19 protein-coding genes and 1 pseudogene are annotated in these 21,188 nt (G+C 72.4%); 15 read left to right on the plus strand and 5 right to left on the minus strand.

Annotated features, from left to right (window positions below):
* Nucleotides 1-37: 37 nt before the first annotated feature.
* The 7 genes from ACZ466_RS47585 (at nt 38) to ACZ466_RS47615 (ending at nt 9,825) form a co-directional block, all read left to right on the plus strand.
* Nucleotides 38-694: an ATP-binding cassette domain-containing protein gene (locus ACZ466_RS47585; protein ID WP_378281234.1), complete on the plus strand. Its 657-nt coding sequence runs from the start codon at nt 38-40 to the stop codon at nt 692-694.
* Complete coding sequence (locus ACZ466_RS47590) at nt 691-3,483, plus strand: ABC transporter permease subunit (RefSeq protein WP_378281235.1); 2,793 nt, start codon at nt 691-693, stop codon at nt 3,481-3,483. Before ACZ466_RS47585 ends, ACZ466_RS47590 begins: the two co-directional genes overlap by 4 nt.
* Nucleotides 3,484-3,572: 89 nt before the next feature.
* On the plus strand, nt 3,573-4,592 hold the full coding sequence (locus ACZ466_RS47595; RefSeq protein WP_378281236.1) for an LLM class F420-dependent oxidoreductase: 1,020 nt from the start codon (nt 3,573-3,575) through the stop codon (nt 4,590-4,592).
* A complete protein-coding gene (locus ACZ466_RS47600) occupies nt 4,589-6,208 on the plus strand; it encodes a class I adenylate-forming enzyme family protein (RefSeq protein ID WP_378281237.1) in 1,620 nt (539 codons plus the stop codon). Before ACZ466_RS47595 ends, ACZ466_RS47600 begins: the two co-directional genes overlap by 4 nt.
* Entirely contained in the window at nt 6,205-7,248 is a 1,044-nt protein-coding gene (locus ACZ466_RS47605) for a phosphotransferase family protein (RefSeq protein ID WP_378281238.1), read from the plus strand. The genes ACZ466_RS47600 and ACZ466_RS47605 overlap by 4 nt, the downstream gene beginning before the upstream one ends.
* A 40-nt stretch (nt 7,249-7,288) precedes the next feature.
* Nucleotides 7,289-9,019, plus strand: a complete 1,731-nt coding sequence (locus ACZ466_RS47610) for a class I adenylate-forming enzyme family protein (RefSeq protein ID WP_378281239.1) — start codon at nt 7,289-7,291, stop codon at nt 9,017-9,019.
* Between the two features lie 128 nt (nt 9,020-9,147).
* A complete protein-coding gene (locus ACZ466_RS47615; protein ID WP_378281240.1) occupies nt 9,148-9,825 on the plus strand; it encodes a TetR/AcrR family transcriptional regulator in 678 nt (225 codons plus the stop codon).
* A gap of 673 nt (nt 9,826-10,498) precedes the next feature.
* On the opposite strand, the gene ACZ466_RS47620 is transcribed toward ACZ466_RS47615, so the two are convergent.
* Both ACZ466_RS47620 and ACZ466_RS47625 read right to left on the minus strand, forming a co-directional pair.
* Nucleotides 10,499-10,651, minus strand: a complete 153-nt coding sequence (locus ACZ466_RS47620; protein WP_378281241.1) for a hypothetical protein — start codon at nt 10,649-10,651, stop codon at nt 10,499-10,501.
* The gene (locus ACZ466_RS47625) at nt 10,635-11,144 is read right to left on the minus strand and encodes a hypothetical protein (protein WP_378281242.1); all 510 of its coding nucleotides are present in this window, start codon (nt 11,142-11,144) and stop codon (nt 10,635-10,637) included. Before ACZ466_RS47625 ends, ACZ466_RS47620 begins: the two co-directional genes overlap by 17 nt.
* 175 nt (nt 11,145-11,319) lie before the next feature.
* Between ACZ466_RS47625 and ACZ466_RS47630 the strand changes: the two genes are divergently transcribed.
* The 6 genes and pseudogenes from ACZ466_RS47630 (at nt 11,320) to ACZ466_RS47655 (ending at nt 16,623) form a co-directional block, all read left to right on the plus strand.
* A complete protein-coding gene (locus tag ACZ466_RS47630) occupies nt 11,320-12,474 on the plus strand; it encodes a CaiB/BaiF CoA transferase family protein (RefSeq protein ID WP_378281243.1) in 1,155 nt (384 codons plus the stop codon).
* A 105-nt stretch (nt 12,475-12,579) separates the two neighbouring features.
* The gene (locus ACZ466_RS47635) at nt 12,580-14,169 is read left to right on the plus strand and encodes an AMP-binding protein (protein WP_378281244.1); all 1,590 of its coding nucleotides are present in this window, start codon (nt 12,580-12,582) and stop codon (nt 14,167-14,169) included.
* Nucleotides 14,166-15,011 (plus strand): enoyl-CoA hydratase/isomerase family protein, encoded by an 846-nt coding sequence (locus ACZ466_RS47640; protein WP_378281245.1) that lies wholly within the window; start codon nt 14,166-14,168, stop codon nt 15,009-15,011. The genes ACZ466_RS47635 and ACZ466_RS47640 overlap by 4 nt, the downstream gene beginning before the upstream one ends.
* 179 nt (nt 15,012-15,190) lie before the next feature.
* On the plus strand, nt 15,191-15,616 hold the full coding sequence (locus ACZ466_RS47645; RefSeq protein ID WP_378281246.1) for a VOC family protein: 426 nt from the start codon (nt 15,191-15,193) through the stop codon (nt 15,614-15,616).
* Between the two features lie 147 nt (nt 15,617-15,763).
* A pseudogene (locus tag ACZ466_RS47650) lies at nt 15,764-16,114 on the plus strand (aldo/keto reductase); the annotation flags it as partial.
* 95 nt (nt 16,115-16,209) lie between these two features.
* On the plus strand, nt 16,210-16,623 hold the full coding sequence (locus ACZ466_RS47655; protein WP_464044056.1) for an aldo/keto reductase: 414 nt from the start codon (nt 16,210-16,212) through the stop codon (nt 16,621-16,623).
* Nucleotides 16,624-16,715: 92 nt separating this feature from the next.
* On the opposite strand, the gene ACZ466_RS47660 is transcribed toward ACZ466_RS47655, so the two are convergent.
* Complete coding sequence (locus ACZ466_RS47660) at nt 16,716-17,600, minus strand: oxidoreductase (protein WP_378281247.1); 885 nt, start codon at nt 17,598-17,600, stop codon at nt 16,716-16,718.
* Nucleotides 17,601-17,663: 63 nt separating this feature from the next.
* Between ACZ466_RS47660 and ACZ466_RS47665 the strand changes: the two genes are divergently transcribed.
* Together ACZ466_RS47665 and ACZ466_RS47670 are read left to right on the plus strand one after the other, a co-directional pair.
* Nucleotides 17,664-18,269 (plus strand): TetR/AcrR family transcriptional regulator, encoded by a 606-nt coding sequence (locus tag ACZ466_RS47665; RefSeq protein WP_378281248.1) that lies wholly within the window; start codon nt 17,664-17,666, stop codon nt 18,267-18,269.
* Nucleotides 18,270-18,513: 244 nt separating this feature from the next.
* A complete protein-coding gene (locus ACZ466_RS47670; protein ID WP_378281249.1) occupies nt 18,514-19,302 on the plus strand; it encodes an IclR family transcriptional regulator in 789 nt (262 codons plus the stop codon).
* A 93-nt stretch (nt 19,303-19,395) separates the two neighbouring features.
* Here the strand turns inward: ACZ466_RS47670 and ACZ466_RS47675 are convergent, their stop codons facing one another.
* The gene (locus ACZ466_RS47675) at nt 19,396-20,145 is read right to left on the minus strand and encodes an SDR family oxidoreductase (RefSeq protein WP_378281250.1); all 750 of its coding nucleotides are present in this window, start codon (nt 20,143-20,145) and stop codon (nt 19,396-19,398) included.
* A 103-nt stretch (nt 20,146-20,248) separates the two neighbouring features.
* Nucleotides 20,249-21,160, minus strand: a complete 912-nt coding sequence (locus ACZ466_RS47680; protein ID WP_378281251.1) for a beta-keto acid cleavage family enzyme — start codon at nt 21,158-21,160, stop codon at nt 20,249-20,251.
* Between the last annotated feature and the right edge of the window lie 28 nt (nt 21,161-21,188).

Genomic DNA, 21,188 nt, shown 5'->3' on the forward strand with positions numbered 1-21,188 from the left:
CCTGCGGACCAGGGGACTGGCGGCCGGCTACGGAGACATGCGTGTCGTCGACGGCGTCGACCTGGCCGTGGACGAAGGCGAGATCACGGCCCTGCTCGGCGGCAACGGCGCGGGCAAGACCACGGTCCTGCGCACCGTCGTGGGGCTCCAGCGGCAGCTCGGCGGCGAGGTGCACCTGTTCGGCGAGGCGACGCGGGCGCCGCTGCACCAGCGCGCCCGGGCCGGGCTGGGCTACATCGCCGACAACCGCTCGCTGATCCCGGCCCTGAGCGTCCGGGACAACCTGCGCCTGGCCAAGGTGGACCTCGACGAGGTCGTGGCCGTGGTCCCGGCGCTGGCCGGGCTGCTCGACCGCCGGGCGGGCCTGCTGTCGGGCGGCGAGCAGCAACTGCTCAGCGTCGGACGCGCGCTGGCCCGGCGCCCCCGGCTGCTGGTCGTCGACGAGTTCTCCCAGGGGCTGTCGCCCCTGGCCGCCGAGGCCGTCACGGCGCTGCTGCGCGCGGCCGCGGAGGCGGGGACCGGCGTCCTGCTCGTCGAGCAGGTGCTGCGGCGGGCCCTGGCCCTGTCCGACCGGTTCCTCGTGCTGCGCCAGGGCGGCGTCGCCCTGGACGGCCGCTCGGCCGACCACCGGGACCACCCCGAAGAGATCGAACGCCTGACGACCGCCGCGGTGAACGGGGTGAGGCACCCATGAACGTCCTGCTCTACGCGATCATCGGCCTGGGCAGCGGCGCGGTCTACGGGCTGCTCGCCCAGGGGATCGTGGCCGTCTACCGCAGCTCCGGCGTGCTCAACTTCGCCCAGGGCGCCATCGCGATGGCCGCCGCCTACCTGTTCGTCGACCTGCGCCACATCGTGCCGGCACCGATCGCCGTCGTCGCGGTGACGGCGGGCGCCGCCGCCTTCGGCGTGCTCTTCCACGCCATCGTCATGACACCCATGCGCCGGGCCTCGACCCTGGCCAAGGTGGCGGCCACCCTCGGCCTGTTCGTGACCCTGCAGTCGGCGGTCGCGCTGCGCTACGGCACCGAGAGCAAGATGGTCCCCGGCTTCCTGCCCTCCTCGCCCCTGCACCTGTGGAGCGGGGCGGCGGTCGGACTGGACCGGCTGATCCTGCTGCTGATCGCGGTCGTGGTCACCCTCGCCGCCTGGTACGCCTACCGGTCCACCCAGTTCGGCCGGCTGACCACGGGCGTCTGGCACGACCCGGACGCCGTCGGCGCGCTCGGCGGGTCCCCCAGGCTGGTCGCCGGCGCGAACTGGGCGATCGGCAGCGGGCTGGCGGGCCTGTGCGGCTGCCTGATCGCGCCGCTGACCGGCCTGCAGACCGACACGCTGTCCATGCTGGTCGTCCCCGCCGTCGCGGCGGCCATCGCCGGCGGGTTCTCCTCCTTCCCCGGCGCGCTGGCCGCGGGCCTCGCGATCGGCGCCGCGGAGTCCGTCGTCGGCAACTACGTGTCCACACCGGGCTGGTCGAAAGCGGTGCCCTTCCTGGGCATCGCCATCCTGTTCGTCGCGCGCGGCCGGAGCCTGCCGGTCCGCTCGGAGGCGCAGCAGGCACTCCCGGCGGTCGGCCGCGCCCACTTCGGCCGCACCGGCGTGGCAGGGGTGGTGCTGGTCCTGCTGCTGGCCGTCCACCTGGGGCCCGCCTCCTGGGTCGGGCCCATCACCGCCACGGCCATGGCCGCCATCGTGGCGCTGTCGGTCGTGCTGGTCACCGGGTACGCCGGTCAGCTCACCCTGGCGCCGCTGGCGCTGAGCGGCGCGGGTGCGCTGCTGGCCGCCAACGCCTCCCACGCCTGGGGGTGGCCGCTGGTGCCGAGCCTGCTCGCCGGGGCCGTCCTGGCCGTCCCGGTCGGTCTCGCGGTCGCCCTGCCCGCACTGCGCACCCGCGGCGCCAACCTGGCCGCGATCACGCTGGCCCTCGGGGTCGTGGTGAACGACGTCGCCTTCAACAACCCGCGCTGGACCGGCGGCTTCGAGGGCCTGACCACCGGGCCGCTGACGGTCCTGGGCTGGTCGGTCGACGCCAACCTGCATCCGGAACGCTACGCCGACCTGGTGCTGGCGCTGCTGCTGCTGGTCGGGCTGCTGATGGTCCGCGTCCGCAGGGGGCCGCTCGGCCGCCAGCTGCTGGCCGTCCGGGGCAACGAGCGCGCCGCGGCCTCGGTCGGTATCAGCGTCGGAGCCGCCAAGCTGGTCGCCTTCTCGCTGGCCGCGTTCATCGCCGGGCTCTATGGCGTCCTGACCGGTTTCCAGACCGGTGTCGCCACCTTCACCACCTTCGACGCCTTCAGCTCGATTCTGCTGGTCAGCACCGTTGTGCTCGCCGGCGTCGGTTACAGCGGCGGCGCGATCGTGGCGGGCGTGATGGCCAGCGGGGGGATCGTGTCCACCTGGCTCGGCTTCAGCGGCATCGCCGACTACCTGCCGCTGATCAGCGGCCTGGCGCTGATGCTGACGCTGGTGGTGCAGCCGAGCGGCATCGTGCCGGAGACCCTCGAGACCTGGCGGCACCTGGGAGCGGCCGCCGCCCGGCGGCTTCCCGGCGCGGAGGCCCTGCGGAACGCGGTCGCGGCCGTGCGCCGCGGTGCGGCGCGCCCGCACCCGCGGCCGCAGACCTCGGCGGCGCCCGACACGGGGGAGCCGGCGGCTCGTCCGGCGGTTCCGGGGGTGCGGGCCGCCGGATTGCGCGTCGAGGGCCTGTCGGTGCGGTTCGGCGAGGTGCGCGCCGTCGACGGGTTGTCGCTGGCCGTGGCGCCCGGCGAGATCCTCGGGCTCATCGGCCCCAACGGCGCCGGCAAGACCACCGCCATCGACGCCGTCACCGGCCTGGTGCCGGCCGCCGGCCGGGTCATGCTCGGCGGCAAGGTCCTGTCGGGCCTGCCACCGCACCGGCGCGCCGGCAGCGGACTGGGCCGCTCCTTCCAGGGCATCGAGCTGTTCGAGGACCTCACGGTCGGCGAGAACGTCATGGTCGGGCATGAGGGCAGGCGGTTGGGGGGCCTGCTCCTGGACCTGCTGAGACCCGCCCGCGGCCGGCTCTCGCCCGCTGGACGGGCCGCCGTCGAGCTGTTCGGGCTCGGGGAATGCTCCGGCGACAAACCCGGCGAGGTCTCCTTCGGCCTGCGCAGGCTCGCCGGAATCGCGCGCGCGGTGTCGGGCGCACCGTCGGTGCTGCTGCTGGACGAACCCGCCGCGGGGCTCGGGCCGGGGGAGGTGCAGGAGCTGATCACCCTGCTGCGCAGGCTGGCCCGCGACGGGAACATGGCGATCATCCTGGTCGAACACCACATGGAAATGGTGATGGCGGTCTGCGACCGCGTCCACGTGATGAATCTGGGCCGGACGCTGGCGGTCGGCACGCCCGAGGAGATCGAACGCGACCCGGCCGTGCGCGCCGCCTACCTGGGCGACGCGGACCCCGACGCGGCTCAGGAGGAGACACGGGACGAGACGAGGCCCGGGACGGTGCGGCAATGACCCCGGCCGGGGCGGCGGCAGGGCAGGAGACGGGACGACCGGCAGGTCAGACGGCAGGTCGCGGTGCTGATCCCCGACCGCGGCCGGCGGTGAGCCTCAGCGGGGCCGATGAGAGCCTGGACCAGGTCGGCGGCCTGGTCGAGCAGTTCACCGCCGCCGGCTACCGGGAGCTGTGGACCAGTGAACTCACCGGGTCCGACGCCTTCGCTCCGCTGCTCGCCGCCGCGGCGGGCCGGCCGTGGCTGCGGCTCGGCACGGCCGTCGCCGGCGTGTTCACCCGCTCGCCGGGGCTGCTGGCGATGCAGTCGCTGAGCCTGGCCGAGGCCAGCGCCCATCCGGTATTCGTCGGCATCGGAGCCTCCAGCCAGGCGATGGTCACCGGCTGGCACGGGGTGCCCTACGCCAAGCCCTACACGCGGGTCCGCGACACCGCGCGCTTCCTGCGCCGGGCGTTCGAGGGCGACCGTGTCACCTTCCGCTCCGACAGCTTCGACATCGACGGTTTCCGGCTGGCGCGGACACCTCCGCGGCGGCCCCGCGTCCTGATCGCCGCGCTGCGGGAGAGGATGCTCCGCCTGGCCGGAGCCGAAGCCGACGGCGTGGTGCTCAACTGGCTCAGCCCTGGCGACGTCCAGCGGGTGGCGCCCCTGGTCCTGGACGGCGACCCCGACGCCGACATCGTCGCGCGGCTGTTCGTCGTGGCCGCCGCCGACCGGCAGGCCGCGCGCGACCACGCCCGCAGGTTCGTCACCGGCTACCTCACCTCGGGCGTCTATGCCGCCCATCAGGTCTGGCTGGGCCGCGGCCCGGCGCTGGAGCCGATGTGGCGGGCCTGGCAGGCCGGAGACCGGAAGGCCGCGCTCGCCGCCGTACCCGACCATCTGGTCGATGATCTGTTCCTCACCGGGGACGAGGCGCAGGTTCGGGCGGGGGTGGCCGACTACATCGCCGCCGGGGTCACCCGTCCGGTGATCTCGGTGGTCGGGCCGGATCCGGATCTGGCCCGCGGGCTTCTGCTGCGGCTGGGCGCGGCCGTTGACGCCGCTCCCGGGCCGGCGCACAATAACCAACTAATTGGTGGAAAACGAGGGAGGCGGCCAGCGAGATGAGCGTCGCGGAATCGCAACGTCCCGGCACGGAGAGCGGCGGCCCGCAGCGCGTCGGGCTGCTGGCGGAGACGGTCGGAGAGGCCCTGCGGCGGCAGGCGCGGGACCACGGGCACCGGCCGGCCGTCCTCTGGGAGGCCGGCGAGGTGGTGCGCCGCCTGACCTACACCGAACTGGAGGCCCGCGCACAGGCGGTGGCGCACCTGCTGGGCGGCGCCGGCCTGGTGGTGGAGGACCGGGTCGCCGTGTGGGGCGCCAACTGCGTGGAGTGGGTGCTGCTGGAGTACGCCTGCGCGCTGCGCGGCCTGGTTCTGGTGCCGCTGAACACCGCATGGACCGACGAGGAGACCGCGGCCGCGCTGGACCTGGCCGAGCCGTCGATGGTGTTCACCGGCGCCGACGGCCGCGGGGCGCCGCTGCGGGAACGGGCCGAGCGCTTGGCGGGCACCTGCCCGGTCCGCCCGCTGGCAGGACTGCTGGAGTGCCCCGAGGCGAGCCCGACCCGGGTCACGGTCGGCCCGGACGCCCCGTTCCTGATGCAGTTCACCTCCGGGACGACCGGCAGGGCCAAGGGGGCGCTGCTGAGCCACCGTTCCGTCCTCAACGCCGCCCACCTGCGGGAGCGGCGCGATCCGGCCAGCGGCGGCGTGTGCCTCAACAGCGTGCCGTACCACCACATCGGCGGGTCGCTGTACGTCGTGCTCGGCGCGCTCACCGGCGGCGGCGCCTTCGTCGTCGTCGACAGGTTCGACGCCGACCAGACCGTGCGGCTGCTGCCGCTGGCGGGGGTGACCCACCTGGGCGGGGTCCCCATCATGATCGAGCGAGTTCTGGACCGGCCGGGACTCGCCGCGGCGGCCGGTTCGGTCACGACGGTGGCGCTGGGCGGCGCCGACATCAGCCCCCGGCTGATCGACCGCGTTCGCGACGAGCTCGGCGCCACCGTGCTGACCACCTACGGCCAGTCCGAGTGCCCGATCATCACCTGCAGCACCCCTGGCGACGACCCCGTCGCCCTGGCGACCACGGCGGGGCGGCCGGTGGAGGCGACCGAGGTGCGGATCATCGACCCCCGGACCGGCGGCGTGGCCGGCCCGGGGGAGACCGGCGAGATCCTCGTGAGGTCCCCCCTGGTCATGCGGGGCTACCACCGGGCGCCGCAGCGCACCGCGGAGGTCCTCACCGGCGACGGGTTCCTGCACACCGGCGACCTGGGCCGCCTGGACGCCGACGGCAACCTCACCATCCGCGGCAGGATCCGCGAGGTCATCATCCGCGGCGGAGAGAACATCTACCCGGCCGAGGTGGAGGCCGCGCTGGCCCGGCACCCCGCGGTGACCGCCTGCGCGGTCGTCGGTGTCACCGACCCCTCCTGGGGCGAGGTCGTCGGAGCGAGCGTCATCACCGCGGGCCAGGCGGTCCAGGCCGCCGAACTCGAAACGTTCCTGGCCGAGCGGATCGCCCACTTCAAGGTCCCGCGCCGGTGGCGCTTCGTCGAGGAGCTGCCCATGACCGCCGCAGGCAAGATCCGCCGCGTCCAGGTGAAACAGGAGATGAACGACCAGGACCCGCACGACCCGGACACGCCCCGGGACACCGCCGAACGGCGGGCGCGGTGAGCGAGCCCGCGGTCTCCCTCACCGATCAGGCCCCGCCCGCGCTGACCGCCTGGCTCGTCGGCCGGCTCGCCGCGGCGGAGCCGCCGCTGGTGTTCACCCGCATCGCCGGCGGCTACTCCATGCTCACCTGGCGGGTGGAGGACCAGGCGGGAAACACCTGGGTGCTGCGGCACCGGCCGCCCGGCGTCCACCAGGGCCGCGCGCACGACACCGCCCGCGAGGCCCGCGCGATCGGTGCCCTGGTCGGCACGCCGGTGCCCGTGCCCCGGCTGCGGGCGGTCGGCACCGACGACGACCCGCTCGGGCTGTCGTGCCATGTCACCGATTTCGTCCCCGGGCACGTTCTGGCGGACGCGCGGGCCGCCGAGACCTGCCTGCCCCCGCAGGCGCTCGCGGCCGCGTCCAGGAACATCGTCGGCGCGCTCGCCGCGCTGCACGCCGTCGCCCCCGACGCCGTCGGCCTGGGCGATCTGGGGCCGCGCGAGGGCTACGTGCAGCGCCAGTTCCGACGCTGGAGCGGAGTGGTGGACGGCCTGGCACTGGATGACACCGGCGTGGTCGCACTGTTCACCCGGACCGGCCAACGGCTGCGCGGCCTCACCCCGCGCGAGCAGGCCGGCCGTGTCGTGCACGGCGACTACCGGCTCGGCAACGCCATCACCGGCCAGGACGGCACCATCCGCGCCGTGCTGGACTGGGAACTGGTCACCCTCGGCGACCCGCTGGCCGATGTCGGCATGATGGCGGCGTTCTGGGACCCGCCCGCCGCGGCGATGCTCGGCACCACGATGCCGACGGCCGCGCCCGGGGCCATCAGCGTCGACGAGGCGCTGGACCACTACGCCCGCCTGTCCGGCAGGGACCTGGACGCCATGGCGTTCTACCAGGCGTTCGCCTGCTGGAGACTGGCCGCGACCGGGCTGCGCGGCTGGGCCCGGTACGAGTCCGGCGCGATGGGCCAGACCCACGACACCACCAAGTTCCTCACCGCCGCCGCGACATGGCTCGAACGGGCGGATCAGTTGCTGGCCCGGCGATGAGCCGTCTCCGCAAGCCGATGAAAACCAGGGCAGGAGGGACATGACCGGAGCGGCCGAGGCGCCGGGCGAGGGCGTGGTCGGGTCGGGGCCGATCACGGTCGGCGCGGCGCGGGCGACGCTGACGGCACCGGGCGCGGCCTACGAACTGCACGAGGTCGTCGTCGCGGGCAAGTCGGTCCACTGTTACCGCAACGCCCCGCCGCACCTGCGCGCGGTCTTCGAGTCGACGCGCGAGTACGGCGATCGCGACGCCGTCGTGTACGAAGACGAACGTCTCACCTACGCCCAGCAATACGCCGCCGTCGCCCGCACGGCGACCACCCTGCGCGAGGGATTCGGCATCGGCCGGGGCGACCGGGTCGTGCTGGCGATGCGCAACCTGCCGGAGTTCGTGATCGCGTTCTGGGCCTGCCAGGTCATCGGCGCGGTCGCGGTACCGCTCAACGCGTGGTGGACCGGGCAGGAACTGGCCTGGGCGATCGCCGACGCGGACCCTGCCCTGGCGGTCATGGACGGCGAGCGGTGGCGGCGGCTGCGCGACGCCGGATTCCCGATGACCGGCCTGCCGGTCGTGGTCACACGGGCGGAGGAGGATCTCGCCGGCGCGATCCCCTGGCGGGAGATCGTGCCCGACCACACCGGCACCGGCGAACTGCCGGACTGCGACATCGGCCCGGACGACCCCGCCACGATCCTCTACACCTCCGGAACCACCGGCAGGCCCAAGGGCGCGGTGGGCACGGGCCGCAACCACTGCTCCCTGCTGATGGCCGCCGGATTCCAGGGCGAGGTCGGCCGGCTCACCCAGCCGTCCCCGCCGCGGCGGGAGCCGTCGCAGCCGGCGCTGCTCAACCCGTTCCCGTTCTTCCACATCGGCGGCCTGTCGTCGATGTACCTGGCGGGCTCCGGCGGGGTGAAACAGGTCCTGATGTACAAATGGGACACCGCCCGGGCGCTGGAGATCTGCGCACGCGAGCGCATCACCAACCTGGCGGTGGTCCCGACGATGCTGCGCCGGATGCTCCAGGGGCTCGCCGCCGAGACCTACGACCTGTCGGCGGTCACCGCCATCGGGATCGGTGGAGCCCCGGGAGCTGCGGAGCTGTCCGACGCCGCCGCCGCCCGGTTCGGATCAGGTGTCTCGATCAACCACGGCTACGGGCTCACCGAGACGACATCCTCGGCCTGCCAGCACAACGGCGCCTCGTTCGCGGCCCGGCCCGACAGCGTCGGCCTGCCCACCCCGGGCACCGCGATCCGCATCGTGACCGAGGACGGCACGGACCGGCCGGCCGGTGCGGCGGGGGAGATCTGGGTGCGGGGCCCGCAGGTCGTCGCCGGCTACTGGAACGACCCCGCCGCCACGGCGACGGCGTTCCAGGACGGGTGGTTCCGCGCCGGAGACATCGGCGCGCTCGACCAGGAGGGCTACCTGACCGTCCTGGACCGGGCCAAGGACGTGATCATCCGCGGTGGCGAGAACGTCTATCCGGCCGAGATCGAGGCCGTCCTGCACGACCACCCGGCAGTCCAGGAGGCGGCGGTGGTCGGGCTGCCCGACCACGACCTCGGGGAGATCGTGGCCGCCGTCGTGGTCCCTGCCGGGAGCGCCGCCGTGACCGGCGAGGAACTGCGTGAACACGCGCGCCGCGGCCTGGCCGCCTTCAAGGTCCCCGCCGTCGTCGTCGTGCGCGACGCGCCACTGCCCCGCAACGCGACCGGCAAGATCCTCAAGCGGCTCCTGCGCGAGGAGCTGGCCGCGGCCGGGTGACGGCCGGTCGACGCCGCAGGCGGTGTATGATATCCACCAGCTGGTTGGGAAAATGTATGCTTCCACCGACCGCGCCCCGGCTGGACGGCGCGGTCGGGCATCCGCGGCGCCTTGTCAGGAGGGGTTTCGTGCCACGACCGTCCCGGAGAGCGGATGTGTGCGCCACGGCGGCGCGGCTCTTCCGCGAGTACGGATACAGCTCGGCCACCATGGACCTGATCGCCGACGAGATCGGGCTCAACAAGGGAACGCTCTACCACTATTACCCGTCCAAGAGCGCCATCCTTTACGAGCTGCTGTCAAAGCAGGTCGACGGCACTCTGGAGTTCATCGCCAAGGTCCCCTCCGAGGGCACCGCCACCGAGCGGATGCGTGAACTGGTGCGGCTGCAGGTCGAGCATGTGTCCGGCAAGCACGACGAGGTCGTGGTGTTCTTCCAGGAGCTGCCCTGGATCGAGAAGCACCTCGAGCCCGCGCAGGCGGCGGATCTGCGGCGCCGTGTGCGCAAGTACGAGCACTTCAGCAAGCAGCTGATGACCGCGGGCGTCCGGTCGGGGGAGTTCCGGCCCATCGACGTGGGCATGATCATGCCGTCGATCGTCGGCATCCTGGCCTATGTGCCCGTCTGGTTCCGGGCGGCGACGGGCAAGGCGCAGGCGGCGCTCGTCCAGGAACTGACCGATTTCGTCATGTACGGAATCCTCACCCCCGCGCTCGCGGCGGCCGAACCGCTGTCCGCCGCCGAGGGCGGCCGGCTCCCCGCCGCAGGCCGGGGGCGCTCCCCGAAGCAGACGTCCAGCTCCTGACCTCCGCGGCAGGCTCAGGGCGCGGCGATCCCGATCCGAGTTCTCGCGGTGGTCGCTATCGCGCTGCCCCGCGCCGACGAGCGGACGGTGAGCGGGCCGCGCGATGACGTGCGGCGATCTGTCTTGACCGTGGTGGGGTGCCGCGGACATCTTCATTACCAACTGGTTGGTGGGGGACCCGCGAGTGCCGCGTTGTCGCCCCCGAGTGAGCACGGGGTTCGTTCGATCGAGCGACGTGAGTAACTGCGGCCGTGACCAGCGCCCACGACGAGGCCGATGAGCCGAAGGCGGGTAAGCGCAAGATCGCGTAGTTCGGCGAGGACGACGCCGTCCAACGCGCCGCTCTGGGCAGCCGGACGGTCAAGGTCGGCGGCGCCCTGCTTCGTGCCCGGCGACGGCCCCTACGCCTGCCGGGCGGGCCCGGCGGTGTCGAAGTGAGCGAGTTCCATGAGGTGCCCGGCTTCGAGGTGATCTTCCTTCGAGCCGTTCGCGGTGCTCAGCGAGGGAGGTGGCACGGGAGCGGGCGCGGACCCGCCCGCAATGGAGCGACAAGCTCGTTCCCGGTGTGACCCCGCGGCTCGGCGGAGCAGGCATGAGCCGCGGTGGCCTGGGCGGCGAACGGTGCCCTGTCCGGTGCCGTTTCTGGTGCGTGCCCCGCATCCCGCGGCGGGCGTCACGGCTGGTCGGGCCGCAGCGTCAGGAACAAGGCGGTCGCCTCCGCGCAGAGCCGGTCTCCGTGGTGCAGCGTCCCTCGCAGGTGCCACTTGCGGCCCTCCACCCGGGCGACCGTGGCCTCGACGGTGAGCGGTTCACCGAGCGGCGTCACGCTGCGGTAGTCCACCGACAGGTTCGCCGTGCGGGCAAGGGGGTATGTCTCCGCAGCTCACGAGACGGCCGAACATCTCGTCGAACAGCAGGGCGACGCCGCCGCCGTGCGCGGCGGCGTTGTTGCCGGAGTGGAACCGCCCGAACCTGGTCTGGCCGGTCAGGGTCCGCTCGGTGACCGTGGTCAGGTGCACCGGGGGACTGAAGGTCTGGCCGCGGGTGGGGTCGAGCAGGAACCGGCCGAACAGCTGGTCGGCGTCGCCGGCCTGGGACCGGGCGAGCAGCGTCGTGGCGCGCTGGACCAGGGCTCTGATCTCCGTCACGGCCTGCTGCGGTGGTGAGCCGGCCGCGAAGGCGTCCTGGAGGGTGGCCATCTCCCGCACCAGGTCGGCCCACCCCGGGGCGGCCTGACGCATCGCCCGGGTGCTCCAGTCGCTCCAGTGCCGGTTCAAAGGAAGCTCGACGTGCGGCTGCTGGGTGTCGGTCTCGGCCATCGGCGCGCCTGTCGGTTGCTCGGCTGCGCGGATACAGCACGCCCAGGTTAGCAAGCCAACTAGTTAGTTGATGTCCTGGAATCGAGAACATTCATCCCAGCAGTGATTGCCAGCACTCCCCATGCTTGATGTAATCAACTCGATGGTTGGTCATGGTGGAGGAGGCGACGTCTCGATGACAGGGCAGGCCACAGGTCCGCTGGCGGGTGTGCGGGTCGTGGAGATCCAGGCGATGGGGCCCGGCCCGTTCTGCGCGATGCTGCTCAGCGATTTCGGCGCCGAGGTGATCCGCGTCGACCGTCCCGGCGCGGTGGACGACGCAGACCCCGCCGAGCAAGCCGCCGATGTGCTGTTCCGGGGCCGCCGCTCGGTCGCGGTGGACCTCAAGCGCCCCGGCGGCGTCGAGCTGGTCCTGCGGATGGTCGACCAGGCCGATGTGCTGATCGAGGGCTACCGGCCCGGTGTCATGGAACGCCTCGGCCTGGGCCCGCAGGAGTGCCTGGCGCGCAACCCGCGCCTGGTCTACGGCCGGGTGACCGGCTGGGGCCAGGACGGTCCGTGGGCCGGGCAGGCGGGTCACGACATCAACTACATCGCGCTGGCCGGGACGCTGTGGCCGGTCGGTCGGGCCGGCGACGCACCGGTCCCGCCGCTGAACTACGTGGGGGACTTCGGCGGCGGCGGCATGCTGCTGGCGGTCGGGATCTGCGCGGCGCTCGCCGAGCGCGCCTCCTCCGGCCGCGGCCAGGTGGTGGATGCGGCCATGGTCGACGGGGCGGCTCTGCTCAACACCTTCATGTACGGGATGCGGGCGATGGGCCGGTGGGGCGACGAGCGCGGCACGAACCTGCTCGACACCGGCGCGCCGTTCTACGAGGTGTACGAGACCGCCGACGGCGGATGGGTGTCGGTCGGGGCGATCGAGCCGAAGTTCTTCGCCGAACTGGTGGAACGCCTCGGCCTGGATCTGGACCCGGCGACTCAGTACGACCAGGCGTCCTGGCCCGCCCTGCGCGGCAGGCTCGCGGCCGTCTTCCGCACCCGCACCCGCACCGAGTGGACCGAGGTGTTCGCCGGTTCCGACGCCTGCTTCGCCCCGGTGCTGACGCCGTGGGAGGCGCCGCGGCATCCGCACAACGCGGTGCGCGGCACCTTCACCGACGGCTTCGGCATCACCCAGCCCGCCCCGGCCCCGCGGTTCGGCCGCACGCCCGCCGCGATCGCCGGGCCTCCGCCGACGCACGGCCAGCACACCGAGGAGATCCTCGGCGAGCTCGGCTTGGACGCCGCCGACATCGCCCGGCGTCGATCGGCCGGCGAGATCGCCTGACCCGGCAGGGCCGGCACCACTCCGGCAGCGGCCGGTGCCGTGCCCGGCAGCGGCCTGCCGGGACCTGGCCGGCCCAGGGACGCGTACGAGGAACGAGGAACGCTCATGACACCCCAGCACCCCACCCCGGCGGCCACTGTCGACCAGGCTTTCCGTGAGCGCGTCGCCGCCGAGCCGGACACGCCGTTCGTCAAATGCGGCACCGGCTGGCTCACCTTCGCCGAGCTCGACGAGCGCAGCGACCGGCTCGCCGCCGGGCTGGCGGCGCTCGGCGTCCGGCGCGGGACGATGGTCGCCACGATCCTGCCGAACCGGATCGAGACGGTCGAGATCCTGCTGGCCGTCGCGAAACTCCGGGCCGTCCAGGTCCCGCTGAACTACTGGCTCAAGGGCGAGTTCCTGGAGTACCAGCTCGACGACTGCGGCGCGAGCGTACTGATCACCGACGGCCCGGGCCACGCGGCGGCACGGGACCCGCTGGCGGCCACCGGCATCCGCCACACCGTGACCGTGGACGATCCGGAACCGGGCTTGGTCGCCTACACCGACCTGCTGGGGGAGCGCCGCACCTTCGAGCCGGGCGCGGAGCCCGGCGACCTGTTGTCGATCATGTACACCTCCGGGACCACGGCCGCGGCCAAGGGCTGCATGCTGTCGAACGGGTACTACGTGTCGGTCGGGCGCGCCTACGGGATGCGCCGGTGGTGCCTGCCGGGCGACCGGATGTACACCGGCTTCCCGATGTTCCACACCAGCGGGCAGATGGTCGCGTTCATGACCGCCCTGGTGAACGGCGCCTCGATCAGCATCGCGCCGCAGTTCCACGCCTCCAGCTTCATCGCCGACGCCGTCGCCGACGGCGCGACCACGCTGGTGGGCGTCGGCGTGATGGGCAACCTGCTGCTCGCCCAGCCGACCGGCCCCGCCGACGGCGCCCACCCCTTCCGGCTGGCGGTCTGGGTACCGATGGGCGAGGCCGAGCAGCGCCGGTTCCAGGAGCGGTTCGCCACACCCGTCATGTCCGAGGGCTACGGGCAGACCGAGTGCGTGCCGATCACGGTCAGCGCCCCCGACGGGCCACGTGCCCGCGGCACCTCGGGGATGATCTCGCCCCTGCTGGAGGTCGCGATCGTCGACGACGGCGACAACCCGGTCCCGCTCGGCCGGCCAGGTGAGATCGTCGTGCGGCCCAAGGTGCCCAACGCGATGTACAGCGGTTACTGGCGCAAACCGGACGCCACCCAGGCGGCCTGGAGCAACCTGTGGCACCACACCGGCGACTTCGGGCGGATGGACGCCGACGGCTTCGTCACCTTCGTCGACCGCAAGAAGGACGTGCTGCGGCGGCGCGGGGAGAACGTCTCGGCGCTGGCGCTGGAGAACGTCATCCGCGGCCACCCCGCGGTCGCCGACGTCGCGGTGTCCCCCGTCCCCGGCCCCTTCGGCGACGACGACATCAAGGCCAGCATCGTCCTGGCCGACGGCGCGGACCTGGACCCCGCCGAGTTCTTCGAGTTCGTCCGCGGCAAGGTCGCCTACTTCGCCGTGCCCCGGTACGTCGACATCCGCGACTCGCTCCCCGTCAACGCGCTGAGCCGGGTCATGAAGCACCTCCTGCGCGAAGAGGGCGTCACCGACACCATGTGGGACCTGGAAGCCCAAGGTCTCGTCGCCACCAAAGGGGAGAACCCGTGACACACCGGCAACAGGCCGACGTGGTCGCCGAACGCCACGGCGGTGTCGTGCTGCTGCGTCTGAACCGGCCGCATCGGCACAATGCCATCGGGGGCACCATGCTGCGCGACCTGGCCGCGGCGTTCGAGGAGGCGGGAGCCGACGACACCGTCCACGTCGTGGTCACCACCGGCACCGGCACCTCCTTCTGTGCGGGAGCCGACGCCGCCGACCTCGGCTCGGACGCACGGCCGCCGGCCCGTGACCTGCTCACCGGCACCAGCGTGGGGGGCGACAACGGCCTGCCGCCGCTGTCGGCGCACGGCCGCGACCTGGACGAACTGGGCAACTCCGGCCGCTGGACACTGCGGATGTGGGAGCTGGACAAGCCGACGATCGCCGCGGTCAACGGCTCGGCCGTCGGCGGAGGGTTCGGTATCGCGCTCCTGCACGACATCGTGCTCGCCGGGGAGTCGAGCCGGCTCGGCACGGGCTTCGCCCCGCTGGGGCTGACCGCGGAACTGGGCATCAGCTACCTGCTGCCGCGCCTGGTCGGCATGGCCGCGGCGGCCGACCTGCTCTTCAGCGGCCGGCTCGTCACCGCGGCCGAGGCCAGGGACCTGCGACTGGTCCACCAGACGGTGCCCGACGACGAGCTGCTGGAACGGGCGATGGAGCTCGCGCAGCGGATCTCCGCCATGCCGCCGCTGGGGGTCCGCTCCAGCAAGCGGCTGCTGCGCCGGTCGATGGGCAACGACCTGACCGATCAGCTCCGGGCCGAATACGCGGCCCAGTTGATGCTCTTCGACCACCCCGAGACACACACCGCCCTGGACCAACTCGCCGCCCGCCTCGAACGCTAGACGCCCCGCCCAGCCCCTGCTTGTTGCCGGAGTCAGAAGTGCCATGCGGCTCGCGGTAGCGGCCACACCCTGGCCGCTTCCCCTGCCACTGTGATCGCCGAGCCGGGCGGCGGCGGTTCCGCCGAGAACCGGAACGCGCGGCGCCCGCACACGACGAATGCGAAGGCAAGGAGCCGATCATGTCCATCAGCACAGTGACCCACCTGAACTTCCGGGGTGACGCCCGCGCGGCGCTCGGCTTCTACCAGTCGGTGTTCGGCGGGGACATGGTCACGGTCACCTACAAGGACGCGGGGAACGTCCAGGAGCCGTCCGAGGCGGACCAGGTGATGTGGGGGCAGGTGGCCGCCGGCAGCGGCTTCCGGGTGATGGCCTACGACGTGCCCTCGCAGTTGCCGTGGCACCAGGGGGAGAACGCGTTCTTCGTCTCGGTGCGCGGTGACACGGCCGAGGAGATCACCGCGTACTGGGAGAAGCTCTCCGACGGCGCGACCGTGGTGCAGCCGCTGGGGCCCGCGCAGTGGGCGCCCCTGTACGGGATGTGCAAGGACCGGTTCGGTGTCACCTGGGTCCTGGACGTCGTCAGCGAGTACAACGCCGCCTGACCGCGTCGCGACGATCAACGCCTGCCCGCCACCCCACCGGGAGGCGGGCAGGCCGCGGCCCCTCCCGAAACAAGGAACCCGGTAATGAAGGCGCGCGCACTCGGCCGGACCGGCATCCAGGTCAGCCCCTACTGCCTGGGCACCATGATGTTCGGCCGCTTCGGCAACCCCGACCCCGACGACTGCGTCCGGATCGTCCACCGGGCCTTGGAGGCCGGGATCAACTTCGTCGACACCGCCGATGTGTACGGGCCCGCCGGAGTGTCGGAGGAGATCGTGGGCAGGGCCCTCCAGGGCCGCCGCGACGACGTCGTACTGGCCACCAAGGTCGGCGGCTCCATGGGCGAGGACCCCAACCGCTCCGGCGGCTCCCGGCGCTGGATCGTCACCGCGGTCGAGAACTCGCTGCGGCGCCTGCGGACCGACCGCATCGACCTCTACCAGATTCACCACCCCGACCCGCAGACCGACATCGAGGAAACCCTCTCCGCGCTGACCGACCTGGTACGCAGCGGCAAGGTCCGCGCCATCGGCGCCTCCAACACCCGGCCTCGCAGATCGTCGAGGCGCAGTGGACGGCCGAGCGGCGCGGCCTGGAGCGCTTCCGCACCGAGCAGCCCACATACTCCATCCTCAACCGCGGCATCGAGCGCGAGGTCCTGCCCGCCTGCCGGCGCCACGGCATGGGCACGCTGGTGTGGGGTCCGTTGTCCATGGGCCTGCTCACCGGCCGCTACCGCAAGGGCGGGCCCGAACCACGGACCGAACGGATGCACTGGGTGCCCCGGCACCTGACCGACGAACGCAAACTCGACGCCGTCGAACGGCTCATCCCACTGGCCGAAGAAGCCGGGATGCCGCTGACCCACCTCGCGATGACCTTCGCCATCACCCACCCTGGCGTCACCTCGGCCACCCGCCGACGTACTGGTGCCCGACGCGGTCGCTCACCTGTGCGGCCTGCCAGGCTGTGTCTCCAGGTCCCGGTCTACAGCGCTCGCATGTAACCGGGCCTTGGCGAGCGAGCGCGCATCGCTCTCGTCCTCTTGACACCGAAACCGTTCCGGGCGGGTGCCAGTCCGGGGGCGATGGACACAGATCAGGTGGTGTGGAGAAGGTGGCCAGGGAAGGCGACTCCGGTGAGTTCTTCGGAGACTTCCCACAGGCGGTGTGCCGTCTCGGCGTCTTGTGCCCTGGGCGAGCGGCCGACCAGCTTCGGCGCGCCGCGTCCCTCAAGGAAGCCGCTGGGGCCTGCGTAGCCGTTGCCCGGGATCTCCGCCACGGCGGCGTACAGCGTTGGCAGAGCGCCGTCGTCGTCGCTCTGCGCGAGGAGGGTGAGCGCCGGCTGCACGAGGCGCAGCCTGTCGGACCGGAGCAGGTTCGTGGCCGCGAGGCCGGGGTGTGCGGCGGTCGCGATCACCGGTGAGCCGGCCTGGTCGAGCCGGCGCTGGAGGTCCGAGGTGAACAGCAGGTTGGCCAGCTTGGACTGCGCGTACGCGGCCATCGCCCGGTACGGCCGACGCTCCCAGTTGAGGTCGTCGAAGTCGATCGAGCCTCTCTTGTGAGCGTTGGAGGAGACGGTGACGACCCGTTCCCGGATACGCGGCAGGAGCAGGTTCGTCAGCGCGAAGTGGCCCAGGTGGTTGGTGCCGAACTGGAGCTCGAAGCCGTCGGCGGTGCGGGAGAACGGCGGGATCATGACGCCCGCGTTGTTGATCAGTATGTCGACGGGCTCGGTGAGGTCCTCGGCGAACGCGCGGACCGAGGAGAGGTCGGCGAGGTCGAGCCGCCGGACCTCGATGTGGCCGGTCATCGAGGCGGTGGCCGCGCGCCCCTTGTCCAGGTCGCGTACGGCGAGCACGACGCGCGCGCCCTTGGCGGCGAGGACGCGGGCGGTGACGCGGCCGATCCCGCTGTTGGCGCCGGTGACGACGACCGTACGACCCGTCATGGAGGGGACGTCCGAGGCAGAGAATGTTCTCATGGCCTACAAAGTAGTCACCGACAACAATGTAGTCAACGAAAACACTTCTGCTATCTTCGTGCCATGCCAGACGCGAACGGGGAGCGGCCGTACCACCACGGCAACCTCCGGGCCGCACTGCTCGACGCTGCCCAGCGCGGCCTGCGGGAGCGCGGCGCGGACCAGTTGTCGCTGCGCGACCTGGCCAAGGAGGTCGGCGTCAGCCACGCCGCGCCGCGCCGGCACTTCCCCGACCGCCAGGCGCTGCTCGACGCGCTCGCCGAGGCCGGGTTCGTCCACCTGGACGCGGCACTTCGCACCGCGTTGGCGGGTGCGGACGAGGGCTTCCCCGCGCGCCTCCGGGCCACCATGACGGCCTACATCCGTTTCGCCACCGAGAACGCCGCGCTGCTGGAGCTGATGTACACCAGCAAGCACCGGCCGGGGGCGACGCAGGTCGTGAAGGCGGCCGAGGCGCCGTTCGGACTGATGGCCGAGCTGATCGCTCAGGGGGAAGAGCAGGGCGCGCTCGACGCCGCTGATGCCGAGCGGATCGGGATCGTCCTTTTCGCGACCGTCCAGGGCATCGCCTCGATCATCAACGGGAATTTCGTCGAACCAGAACTGCTGGACGGACTCGTGGAGACCGCGGCCGAGCAGTTCCTGCGCGGCGCCCGCCCGCTTACCTGAATGCGGGGCATCGACCGGCGGCATGCCCTACGGCGTTCCCCGCTACACACTTGGTCGGAGCCCGCTGGGGCCCTCTCCCAGCACTGCGGGCCGCCGCTGATAGCCGCCGGGCGTCCAAGCCGCCCGCCGGCCGGGGTGTTCCTCGCCCGCAGGCTCGCCGCCGGACGCGGACACGGCACATGAGACCGACGACGACGATCAAGGAATGTTGACCCGCGGGATCACCGGGAGGGACGATGGGAGGGTGAGTCCCGCTCATCGGAACGAAGGCGAGATCTCCGCGGTGGGACGCGCCGCGGCGCTGCTGAAGGAGTTCCGCACCGGAGACGGGACCCTGACCGCGGCCGCGCTGGTCAGACGGACGGGCCTGCCGAAGTCGACGGTGCACCGGATGCTGCGTGAGCTGGTGCGGGTCGAACTGCTCGAACAGGTCGGCGGTACGTACCGGCTCGGGTTGCTGGTGTTCGAGCTGGGCCGCAGGACGCCGCGGGAGAGCGGGCTGCACGAGGCCGCCCATCCGCACATGGCCGCGTTGCATGAGGCCACCCGGCACAATGTCGGCCTGGCCGTGCTCGCCGACGACGACGTCGTGTACGTGGACATGTTCCGCGGCCGGGACGCGCCGCGGCTTCCGCAGCGGACCGGCACCAGATGGCCCGCACACGCGAGCTGCTCCGGCAAGGCGATCCTCGCGTTCTCCGGTGCCGAAGGGCCGGGGACCGGGCCGCTGCGGCGGTTCACCGAGCACACGATCATCGACCGGGACGCCTTCGCCGCGGAGCTGGAGCGGGTACGGCGCCGTGGGGTCGCCTACGACCTGCGGGAATCCTTTCCGAACGTGGTCGGGGTGGCCTCGCCGATCATGGGCGCGGACGGGGAGGTCGCCGGGGCGCTGTCGATGTCCGGGCTCGCCGGGCGGATCAGCCTGACCCGCGTCGAGGCGGCCGTCCGGGCCGCCGCCCTGGCGGTGACCCGGCGGCTCGCCGGGGAGCGCCTTCCCGCCGCTCATCCCCCCAGCCGATCGACGCGGTAGTCATCGGCGGGGCCGGTGCGCGGGCAGGACGAACACCGCCCGCCGTCCGGCCACACGATGCCTGGCCGGTGATGCGGTGACCGGCCCCGTGGCTCAGCCGCGGCCGACGAACGGCATCTTCGTCGCGGTGATGGTCATGAAAAGTACGTTGGTGTCCAGCGGCAGCGCGGCCAGGTACAGAACCGCCCGGGCCACGTGCTCGGCGTCGAAGGTCGGCTCTGGGGCCGTCCGCCCGTCGGCCTGCTGCGCGCCCTCGGCGATGCCCGCGGTCATCTCGGTGGCCGCGTTGCCGATGTCGATCTGCCCGCACGCGATGTCGTGGGCCCGGCCGTCCAGCGCGATCGACTTGGTCAGGCCGGTGATGGCGTGCTTGGCCGCGGTGTAGGCGACGCTGCGGGGCCGGGGGGAGTGCGCGGAGATCGAGCCGTTGTTGATGATCCGCCCGCCCTGCGGCCGCTGCCGCCGCATCAGCCCGACGGCGTGATGCGCGCACAGGAACGCGCCGGTCAGGTTGGTGCCGACGGTGTGCGCCCAATCCTCGGGTGAGATCTCGTCGACGGCCCCGGACGGCCCGAACGTTCCCGCGTTGTTGACCAGCAGGTCGATCCGGCCGTGGTGGCGTTCCACGGTCTGAAACAGAGCCGCCACCGAGTCCGGCGAGGTCACGTCGGTCGGCACCACCAGCGCGGCCCGTGCCCCTTGCGCCGTCTCCCGCAGCCTCGCCGAGCACGTCAAGCGCGGTGTGCTGGAGGCCGGCGGGTTCCCCGTGGAGTTCCCCGTCATGTCGCTGGGCGAGACGATGCTGCGCCCCACGTCCATGCTGTTCCGCAACCTGGTCAGCATGGCTTCATCCACGACCGGTGGACGAACGCGTTGGCGTCCGATCCGGCGAACCATTCACGCGAACGCAGGGGCGGCATGTCGTCGGCTCCTTCCCGGACGTCCATCAGGCGACCTCCCCAGCGGGGTCGCGGGGAGGGGCGGGCAGGCCGAGGATCTTCCGTGCCTCGGCCGGGGTCGCCGGTTCCATTCCCAGGTCGTGGATGATCCGCACGATCCGTTCGACGAAACGGACGTTGTCCGCCGTCCGCCCGGGCGCGTACCGCACGTTGTCCTCCAGCCCCACCCTGACGTGGCCGCCGAGCAGCAGCGCGTGCGTCAGCCCGCGGGTCTGCTCGGGCCCGGCGACGGCGACCGAGAAGACGCTGCCGGCGGGCAGCAGATCGACCATGTACTGCAGGGTCCTGGGCGAATAGGGCATCGCGTTCTGGAAGACGTGCTGGAGGCCGAGCACGATGTTCACCAGATGCGGCGCGTCGTCGAAGCCCTCCGCGATCAGGGTGGTGACGTCCTGCGCGAGGTGGGCGGGATTCAGCGCCTCCCACTCGGGCTTGATCCCCTTCTCCCGCATGAGACGGGCCAGTTCACGGGCCCGGGACGACGGGGTGTCCATGAGGACCTCGGCGCCGCCCGCGGTGGCGTACGCGGTGAACGCGTCGAGCGTGCAGGTCTCGGCGCCCCCGTCCAGTCCCCGCAGGCGCTGTTCCCAGTCCACCACCGCACGGCCGTCGGCGGTCTCCCGGACCATGTCGCCGTTGACGCCGCCGCCGGTGGAGTTGTTGATGACGATGTCGCACCGTTCGCGGACGAGCCCGTTGATGAGGCGGTACGTCGCCGCGTCGCAGGTGGCCTGCCCGTCGGGTCGCCGCGCGTGCAACGCGGCCATGCTCGCCCCCGCGTCGTGGCAGCGGCGCACGTCTTCGGCGATCTCCTCGGGCCGCACCGGCACGTACGGGTTGTCCGCACGGGTCAGGAAGCCGCCTGTGGGGGCGATGGTCACGATGACCTTTCCGGCCATGGTCCTTTCCTCTGTGTCGTTGTTCATG

The sequence above is a fragment of the Actinomadura rugatobispora genome (genome assembly GCF_055379765.1).

Bases quoted from the DNA above. Each gene is read 5' to 3' on its own strand.
- ACZ466_RS47585 (WP_378281234.1), top strand. From the start codon at position 38: ATGCGTGTCGTCGACGGCGTCGACCTGGCCGTGGACGAAGGCGAGATC.
- ACZ466_RS47590 (WP_378281235.1), top strand. From the start codon at position 691: ATGAACGTCCTGCTCTACGCGATCATCGGCCTGGGCAGCGGCGCGGTC.
- ACZ466_RS47600 (WP_378281237.1), top strand. From the start codon at position 4,589: ATGAGCGTCGCGGAATCGCAACGTCCCGGCACGGAGAGCGGCGGCCCG.
- ACZ466_RS47610 (WP_378281239.1), top strand. From the start codon at position 7,289: ATGACCGGAGCGGCCGAGGCGCCGGGCGAGGGCGTGGTCGGGTCGGGG.
- ACZ466_RS47625 (WP_378281242.1), bottom strand. From the start codon at position 11,144: ATGGCCGAGACCGACACCCAGCAGCCGCACGTCGAGCTTCCTTTGAAC.
- ACZ466_RS47630 (WP_378281243.1), top strand. From the start codon at position 11,320: ATGACAGGGCAGGCCACAGGTCCGCTGGCGGGTGTGCGGGTCGTGGAG.
- ACZ466_RS47635 (WP_378281244.1), top strand. From the start codon at position 12,580: ATGACACCCCAGCACCCCACCCCGGCGGCCACTGTCGACCAGGCTTTC.
- ACZ466_RS47645 (WP_378281246.1), top strand. From the start codon at position 15,191: ATGTCCATCAGCACAGTGACCCACCTGAACTTCCGGGGTGACGCCCGC.
- ACZ466_RS47660 (WP_378281247.1), bottom strand. From the start codon at position 17,600: ATGAGAACATTCTCTGCCTCGGACGTCCCCTCCATGACGGGTCGTACG.
- ACZ466_RS47665 (WP_378281248.1), top strand. From the start codon at position 17,664: ATGCCAGACGCGAACGGGGAGCGGCCGTACCACCACGGCAACCTCCGG.
- ACZ466_RS47675 (WP_378281250.1), bottom strand. From the start codon at position 20,145: ATGCTGACCAGGTTGCGGAACAGCATGGACGTGGGGCGCAGCATCGTC.
- ACZ466_RS47680 (WP_378281251.1), bottom strand. From the start codon at position 21,160: ATGGCCGGAAAGGTCATCGTGACCATCGCCCCCACAGGCGGCTTCCTG.